This window comes from Chloroflexota bacterium, assembly GCA_038040195.1.
GTDB lineage: Bacteria > Chloroflexota > Limnocylindria > QHBO01 > QHBO01 > DASTEQ01.
Genome location: JBBPIR010000014.1, coordinates 1 through 7322, shown reverse-complemented (window position 1 = coordinate 7322; position 7322 = coordinate 1). Strand labels below are relative to the sequence as shown.

Sequence of the window (7322 nt, the reverse complement as noted above, 5' to 3'; positions counted from 1 at the left end):
GCGCAGCCATCCGAACCGCTCGCACCAGACGCGGCCCGGGCTCTCCCGCCGGCGGCAGGACGATGGCGGTTTGGGGCGACGCACGGCGCAGAGCGGGCAGCGAGCAGAGCCCCTCATGGTGGGTGAGGGGGGCGTCGAGCACGAGCACGCTCGGGCGCATGGCGCGCATGGCCTCCTCGGCCTCCTCGAGCGACCGCACGTGACCGATCACGTCAACGTGGCCCTTGGCCGCCCGCAGCTCCCGGAGCGCTCCGTTACCACCCGCAACAAGGACTCTCGCCTGCATGGTCCGAGCGTAGGTCGAGGCCGCCGGGCTCGCATCCGGCCGGACCCCCAAATCGATGCGGAGAACTACGTAATTCGACCGCTTGCGCTTCGGGTGAGCGCGAGGGCGGACCTATATTGCGGCTGACCATGGAGGAAAGAGCTTCGGTGCTTCTCCGCCGGGCGACTTGCGGTTCTTTCGAGCTCTTGCCTCGGGGGCTGAATGGGACGCGCTGAGACCTCGCTGCTCCGCGCGCACCAGTTCCTCCGCCGGGGGCCAGTCTCCGAGGAGGGGTGGAGCCAGCTCGTGGCGAAGGGGCGCGAGTGGGAGGCCTCCTACCGCGGCCGCTGGCAGCATGACAAGATCGTCCGTTCGACCCACGGGGTGAACTGCACGGGCTCGTGCTCGTGGCAGGTGTTCGTCAAGGACGGAATCATCACGTGGGAGACCCAGGCGGTGGACTACCCGTCGGTGGGCCCGGACATGCCCGAGTACGAGCCGCGCGGCTGTCCCCGCGGCGCGTCGTTCTCCTGGTACACGTACTCGCCGCTGCGCGTGAAATACCCGTACGTCCGCGGCAGCCTGCTGGAGATGTACCGCGAAGCGCTGGCTCGGCACGGCGACCCGGTCGAAGCCTGGGCGGAGATCGTCGAGGATCCCGAGAAGGCACGCCGATACAAGTCGCACCGTGGCAAGGGCGGCTTCGTCCGCTCATCCTGGGACGAGGTCGCCGACCTGGTCGCCGCTGCGCACGTCCACACGATCAAGCGCTACGGGCCGGACCGCGTCGTCGGCTTCTCGCCGATCCCGGCGATGTCAATGGCCTCCTACGCCGCCGGTACCCGCTTTCTGTCGCTGATCGGCGGCGTGATCCTCTCCTTCTACGACTGGTACGCGGACCTGCCGCCGGCCTCACCGCAGATGTGGGGCGACCAGACCGACGTGCCGGAGTCTGCTGACTGGTGGAACGCGAGCTACCTGATCATCTGGGGCACCAACCTGCCGATCACCCGCACGCCAGATGCGCACTTCATGACCGAGGCGCGCTACCGGGGGCAGAAGGTCGTGGTGGTCTCGCCGGATTACTCAGACCACACGAAGTTCGCCGACCAGTGGCTTCCGGCGCAGCCCGGCACCGACGCCGCGCTGGCGATGGCCATGGGCCATGTGATCCTCAAGGAGTTCTACGTCGACCGGCAGGTCCCGTACTTCCAGACCTACGCGCGCCGCTTCACCGACCTGTCGATGCTCGTGACGCTGCGCGAGCGAGAGGACGCCCACGTGCCGGATCGCTTCCTGCGCGCCGCCGACCTCGACGGCCACGGCGGCGAGCACGCTGAGTGGAAGACCGTCGTGCTGGACGAGGTCACCGGCGAGCCGGCCGTTCCAAACGGCTCGATCGGCGCCCGCTACGCGGCCGAAGACGAGGGCCGCTGGAACCTCGACCTCGGCGAGCTCGAGCCGGCGCTCACCCTCCACGGCCGGCACGAGGAGTCGGTGGCGGTCGACCTGCCGCGGTTCGACGTCGGGGCGACGGAGGGCGGCAGCGTGCTGCGCCGCGGTGTGCCGGCGATCCGCGTCGCGGGATGTCTGGTGACGACGGTCTTCGACCTGATGCTCGCGCAGTACGGCGTCGAGCGCGAGGGCCTGCCGGGCGACTGGCCGGCCGGCTACGACGATCCCGAGCAGCCGTACACGCCCGCGTGGCAGGAGGAGATCACCTCCGTCGACGCCAGGCTCGCCATCCGCATCGCGCGGGAGTTCGCGCGCAACGCCGAGCAGACGAATGGCCGCTCGATGATCTGCATGGGCGCGGGCACCAACCACTGGTATCACTCCGACCAGACCTACCGGACGTTTCTCAGCCTGCTGGTGCTGTGCGGCTGCGAGGGGGTGAACGGCGGCGGCTGGGCCCACTACGTGGGGCAGGAGAAGGTGCGCCCGTTCACGGGCTGGCAGTCGCTGGCGTTCGCGCTCGACTGGACGCGTCCGCCGCGCCAGCAGGCCGCTACGCCGTTCTGGTACATGGCGTCCGACCAGTGGCGCTACGAGGGCTTCTCGGCCGAGGAGCTCGCCTCCCCGCTCGGCCGCGGCCTCTTCACCGGTCGCCAGTTCGCCGACTGCAACGCGCTCGCGGCGCGGCTGGGCTGGATGCCGTCGTTCCCGAGCTTTGACCGCAACCCCCTCGATCTAACCGACGAGGCGAAGCGCGCCGGCGTGCCGGCGGCCGAGCACGTAGTGCGCGAGCTTCGCGAGGGGCGGCTGCACTTTGCCGCGGAGGACCCGGACGCCCCCGAGAACTTCCCGCGCGTGCTCACCGTCTGGCGGGCGAACGTGCTCGGGTCCTCGGGCAAGGGCCACGAGTACATCCTCAAGCACCTGCTCGGCACGACCGAGTCGGCCCAGAGCGCGGACGAGACCCCGCCCGAGCTGCGGCCCGCCGAGGTCGTCTGGCGCGACGAGGCCCCAGAGGGCAAGCTCGACCTGCTGACGACGATCGACTTCCGGATGACGGGCAACTGCCTGTTCTCCGACGTCGTGCTGCCGGCGGCGACCTGGTACGAGAAGTACGACCTCTCCTCGACCGACATGCACCCGTTCGTACACGCCTTCAGCCAGGCGATCCCGCCGCCCTGGGAGGCGAAGACCGACTGGGATGCGTTCCAGCGCATCGGGGCGTCGTTCTCGCGACTGGCGGCGAAGCACCTCGGGGTGCGCCGTGACCTGATCGCCGCCCCGCTCCTCCACGACACGCAGGACGAGATCGCCCAGCCGTACGGCGAGGTGCGCGACTGGAAGGCCGGCGAGTGCGAGCCGGTCCCGGGGCGGACGATGCCGAAGCTGATCGAGGTCGAGCGCGACTATGGCGCGGTGGCCGAGAAGATGGCGGCGCTCGGCCCGCTGCTCGAGGAGCAGGGCAACGCCGTCAAGGGCGCGAGCTGGAAGCCGGTCGAGGAGGTCGACTACCTGCGCCGCAAGAACGGCGTCGTGCGCGGCGGCGCCGGTGACGGCCAGCCCTCGCTCGAGCTCGCCGAGCAGGCGTGCGAGGCGATCCTGGCGCTCTCAGGGACGACCAACGGACGCATCGCCGTCGAGGGCTTCCGCTCGCTGGAGAAGCGCGTGGGCCTGCCGCTGGCCGACCTCGCCGAGCCGCGCGCCGGGGACCGGATCACGTTTCAGGACACCCAGACAGAGCCGCGCACGGTGCTCACCTCTCCCGAGTGGTCGGGAATCGAGGCGCACGGCCGCCGCTACGCGCCGTTCACGATCAACGTCGAGCGCCTCAAGCCCTGGCACACGCTCAGCGGGCGCCAGCACTTCTACCTCGACCACGCCTGGATCCAGGAGCTCGGCGACGGCCTGCCGACGTTCCATCCGCCGCTTCACTACCGCCGTCACTTCGGCGAGCAGGGGCTGTGCGAGGAGGGGCGGCTCGAGGTCACGCTGCGCTACCTGACGCCACACTCGAAGTGGTCGATCCACTCCGAGTACCAGGACAACCTGCACATGCTCACCCTGTTCCGCGGCGGACCGGTGATCTGGATGAGCCGCGAGGACGCCGAGCGGATCGGCGTGCGCGACAACGAGTGGATCGAGGCATATAACCGCAACGGCGTGATTGCCTGCCGGGCCGTGGTCACGCATCGGGTGCCCGAGGGCACGTGTCTCATGTACCACGCCAAGGACCGCCACGTGAACGTCCCGCGCACCGAGCTGAACGACAAGCGCGGCGGCACGAACAACTCGCTCACCCGCATCGTGATGAAGCCCAGCCACTTCATCGGCGGCTACGCCCAGCTGTGCTTCGGCTTCAACTACTACGGGCCGACCGGCTCGCAGCGCGACGAGGTCACGGTCATCCGCAAGCGCTCCCAGGAGGTCGTCTACTGATGCACGTCAAGGCCCAGGTCGGGATGGTCATGAACCTCGACAAGTGCATCGGCTGTCACACCTGCAGCGTGACCTGCAAGCAGGTCTGGACCAACCGCCACGGCGCCGAGTACATGTGGTTCAACAACGTCGAGACGAAGCCCGGGCTCGGCTACCCGAAGCGCTGGGAGGACCAGGAGGAGTGGCAGGGCGGCTGGGAGCTCGACCGCAAGGGTCGCCTTCGCCTCAAGGCCGGTGGGCGGCTGAAGAAGCTGCTGCAGATCTTCTGGAACCCCGACCTGCCCGAAATCGACGACTACTACGAGCCCTGGACCTACGACTACGAGAAGCTGATCACGGCGCCGCTCTCCGAGCACGACCCGGTGGCGCGCCCGAAGTCGCAGCTCACCGGCAAGGACATGAGCATCAAGTGGGGCCCGAACTGGGATGACGACCTCGCCGGAGCGCCGGAGCACGCCCTCGGCGACCCCGACCTCGAGGGCCTCGGCGAGCAGGTCAAGCTCGAGTACGAGCAGGCGTTCATGTTCTACCTGCCGCGGATCTGCGAGCACTGCCTGAACCCCTCCTGCGTCGCCTCGTGCCCGTCGGGGGCGATGTACAAGCGCGAGGAGGACGGGATCGTGCTGGTCGACCAGGAGAAGTGCCGGGGTTGGCGCTTCTGCGTGTCGGGCTGCCCCTACAAGAAGGTCTACTTCAACCACAAGACCGGCAAGGCCGAGAAGTGCACGCTCTGCTACCCGCGCATCGAGGCGGGGCAGCCGACGATCTGCTCAGAGACCTGCGTCGGGCGCCTGCGCTACCTCGGCCTCGTCCTCTACGACGCGGATCGGGTCGAGGAGGCCGCCTCGACACCGGACGAGAAGGATCTGCTCGACGCACAGCTCGGCGTCTTCCTCGACCCGGAGGATCCCGAGGTGCGCGCCCAAGCATCGCGCGACGGCATCCCCGACGACTGGATCGAGGCCGCGCGCCGCTCGCCGGTGCACGCCCTGGCGCTGCGCTATCGCGTCGCGCTGCCGCTGCATCCGGAGTTCCGCACGATGCCGATGGTCTGGTACGTGCCGCCGCTGTCGCCGGTCGCGAACGCCTTCGAGCACGTCGAGCCCGGCGACCCGGACGACGTGTTCCCCGCCATCGACGCGCTGCGGATACCGGTCGACTACCTGGCCAACCTGCTCTCGGCCGGCGACGCGGAGGTGATCCGCGGCGTTCTCAAACGGCTCGCCGCGATGCGCTCCTACATGCGCCGCAAGGAGGTCGGCAAGGGACCGGACGCCGGCCTGGCCGAGGCGGCCGGGATGGAGCCGGCCGACGTCGAGGCGATGTACCGGCTGCTCGCGATCGCCAAGTACGAGGATCGCTACGTGATCCCCCAGGCCCATACTGAGCTGGCCGGCCGGCTGATGGAGCAGCAGGGCACCTGCGGGCTCGACTTCGAGGGCGGTCCCGGCAACTGCGGGGCGGTGCCGGCGAGCGAGCCCGCGACCAACGAGAGCTTCATGCTCACCGAGATGGCGGAGGGCCGCATGCCTGCGGAGGCAGCCGACCACGACGAGCCCGACGACCGGACGTTGCGACTCAACATCGTCGAGATGCTCGAGCGCGGCTCGCGGGCGGCACCCGAACCGGAGGCCTGATGCCGCGGCTTCGGCAGGGCCGCGCCCCGGCGCCGTCCCCGACTGTCTACAAGGTCATATCGCTGCTGCTGCAGTACCCCGACGAGCGGCTGCTGGGCGCACGTGACGAAATCCTCGCCGCGGTCGCCGGGCTGCCGCCGTCGCGCCAGAAGGAGTCGATCGAGCGCTTCTGCGCCTACTGGGCCGCCGGCTCGCCGATCGAGCTCGCCCAGAGCTACGTCGAGGTCTTCGACCTGCAGAAGCGCGCCGGCCTCTACCTGACCTTCTACGGCCACGGCGACAAGCGCCAGCGCGGCATGGCACTACTGCGGCTGAAGAAGCTCTACCGGGCGGCCGGCTTTCCGCTTGAGGGCCGCGAGCTCTCCGACTACCTGCCGGTGATGCTCGAGTTCGCAGCCCTCGCGTCGCCCGAGCAGGGAGAGACCTTGCTGCTCGAGCACAGGTCGGCGATCGAGCTCGTCCGCATGAGCCTCCGCGACCAGGAAAGCCCCTACGCGCACCTGCTCGACGCCGTCTGCGCCGGGCTGCCGGAGCTCTCGGCGGCCGAGCGCGCCGGCGTCACCGAGCTCGTGCGCGAGGGCCCGCCGACCGAGCAGGTCGGGCTCGAGCCGTTCGCCCCGCCCGAGGTCATGCCGAGCACCGCGCCGCGGCGATGAGCGCCGGAGCGCTGCTGCTGTGGGTGGTGATCCCCTACGTCGCGCTCACGATCTTCGTCGTCGGCCACGTCTGGCGCTACCGCCGGGACCAGTTCATGTGGACCAGCCGCTCGACGCAGATGCTCGAGAGCCGATGGCTGCGCTGGGGCAGCACCCTCTTCCACTACGGCACCTTCATGGCGATCGGGGGCCACGTGATCGGCATCGCCATCCCGGCCGCCGTCCCCGACGCGTTCGGAATCGACGAGGAGGGCTACCACCTGATCTCGGTCTCCGCGGGAACGCTGGCCGGCGTGCTCGTGCTCGCCGGCTTCGTCATCCTGCTCTACCGGCGGCTCCGCTTCCCGCGCGTCGCCGCCACCACCACGCGCACCGACCTCGTCGCGTACGGGGCGCTCACCGTCGCGCTCGTCACCGGCGTCATCGCCACAAGCGGCTGGAACCTGTTCGTCAGCGGCTACGACTACCGCGAAACGGTCGCGCCGTGGTTCCGCGGAATCTTCCTGCTCGACCCGAACCCCGAGCTGATGACCGAGCCGCCGCTGATCTACCAGATCCACGCGCTCTCGGCCTGGCTGCTCTACGCGGTCTGGCCGTTCACGCGGCTCGTGCACGCCTGGAGCTACCCGATCCAGTACCTCGGACGCCCCTACATCCTCTACCGCCGCCGCTACGCGCCCGCGCGCACAGGAGGCAGATGAGCGCCGAGCGGGCTGCCAACCCCGGGCTCGAGCTGGCGGTCGCCATCATCCGCGACGGCGCTCGCGACCAGCCCTGCCCCGCCTGCGGCGACCGCCTCGGTGACTGCCGGGTCGAGCTCCGTGACGTCGAGCTCGACCGGCTCAGCGCCGAGATCAGCTGCGCCGCATGCGG

At 69.8% G+C, this 7322-nt stretch carries 5 protein-coding genes; 4 read left to right on the top strand and 1 reads right to left on the bottom strand.

The genetic code is table 11. From position 1 onward, the window contains the following. The coding region (locus tag AABM41_09625; protein ID MEK6192556.1) for a hypothetical protein at nt 1-286 on the bottom strand (286 nt) is incomplete at its 3' end. A 201-nt stretch (nt 287-487) separates the two neighbouring features. Between AABM41_09625 and AABM41_09620 the strand changes: the two genes are divergently transcribed. The 4 genes from AABM41_09620 to narI are packed head-to-tail and all read left to right on the top strand — an operon-like array spanning nt 488 to nt 7150. Next, complete coding sequence (locus AABM41_09620; GenBank protein ID MEK6192555.1) at nt 488-4156, top strand: nitrate reductase subunit alpha; 3669 nt, start codon at nt 488-490, stop codon at nt 4154-4156. Further along, the gene (narH, locus tag AABM41_09615; protein MEK6192554.1) at nt 4156-5793 is read left to right on the top strand and encodes a nitrate reductase subunit beta; all 1638 of its coding nucleotides are present in this window, start codon (nt 4156-4158) and stop codon (nt 5791-5793) included. Before AABM41_09620 ends, narH begins: the two co-directional genes overlap by 1 nt. Beyond that, the gene (gene narJ, locus AABM41_09610) at nt 5793-6449 is read left to right on the top strand and encodes a nitrate reductase molybdenum cofactor assembly chaperone (GenBank protein MEK6192553.1); all 657 of its coding nucleotides are present in this window, start codon (nt 5793-5795) and stop codon (nt 6447-6449) included. The genes narH and narJ overlap by 1 nt, the downstream gene beginning before the upstream one ends. Beyond that, the gene (gene narI, locus AABM41_09605; protein ID MEK6192552.1) at nt 6446-7150 is read left to right on the top strand and encodes a respiratory nitrate reductase subunit gamma; all 705 of its coding nucleotides are present in this window, start codon (nt 6446-6448) and stop codon (nt 7148-7150) included. The genes narJ and narI overlap by 4 nt, the downstream gene beginning before the upstream one ends. Nucleotides 7151-7322 lie beyond the last annotated feature (172 nt).

Excerpts from the sequence above, each read along its gene's own strand:
- AABM41_09620 (MEK6192555.1), top strand. The coding sequence starts at position 488 with ATGGGACGCGCTGAGACCTCGCTGCTCCGCGCGCACCAGTTCCTCCGC.
- narI (MEK6192552.1), top strand. The coding sequence starts at position 6,446 with ATGAGCGCCGGAGCGCTGCTGCTGTGGGTGGTGATCCCCTACGTCGCG.
- narH (MEK6192554.1), top strand. The coding sequence starts at position 4,156 with ATGCACGTCAAGGCCCAGGTCGGGATGGTCATGAACCTCGACAAGTGC.
- narJ (MEK6192553.1), top strand. The coding sequence starts at position 5,793 with ATGCCGCGGCTTCGGCAGGGCCGCGCCCCGGCGCCGTCCCCGACTGTC.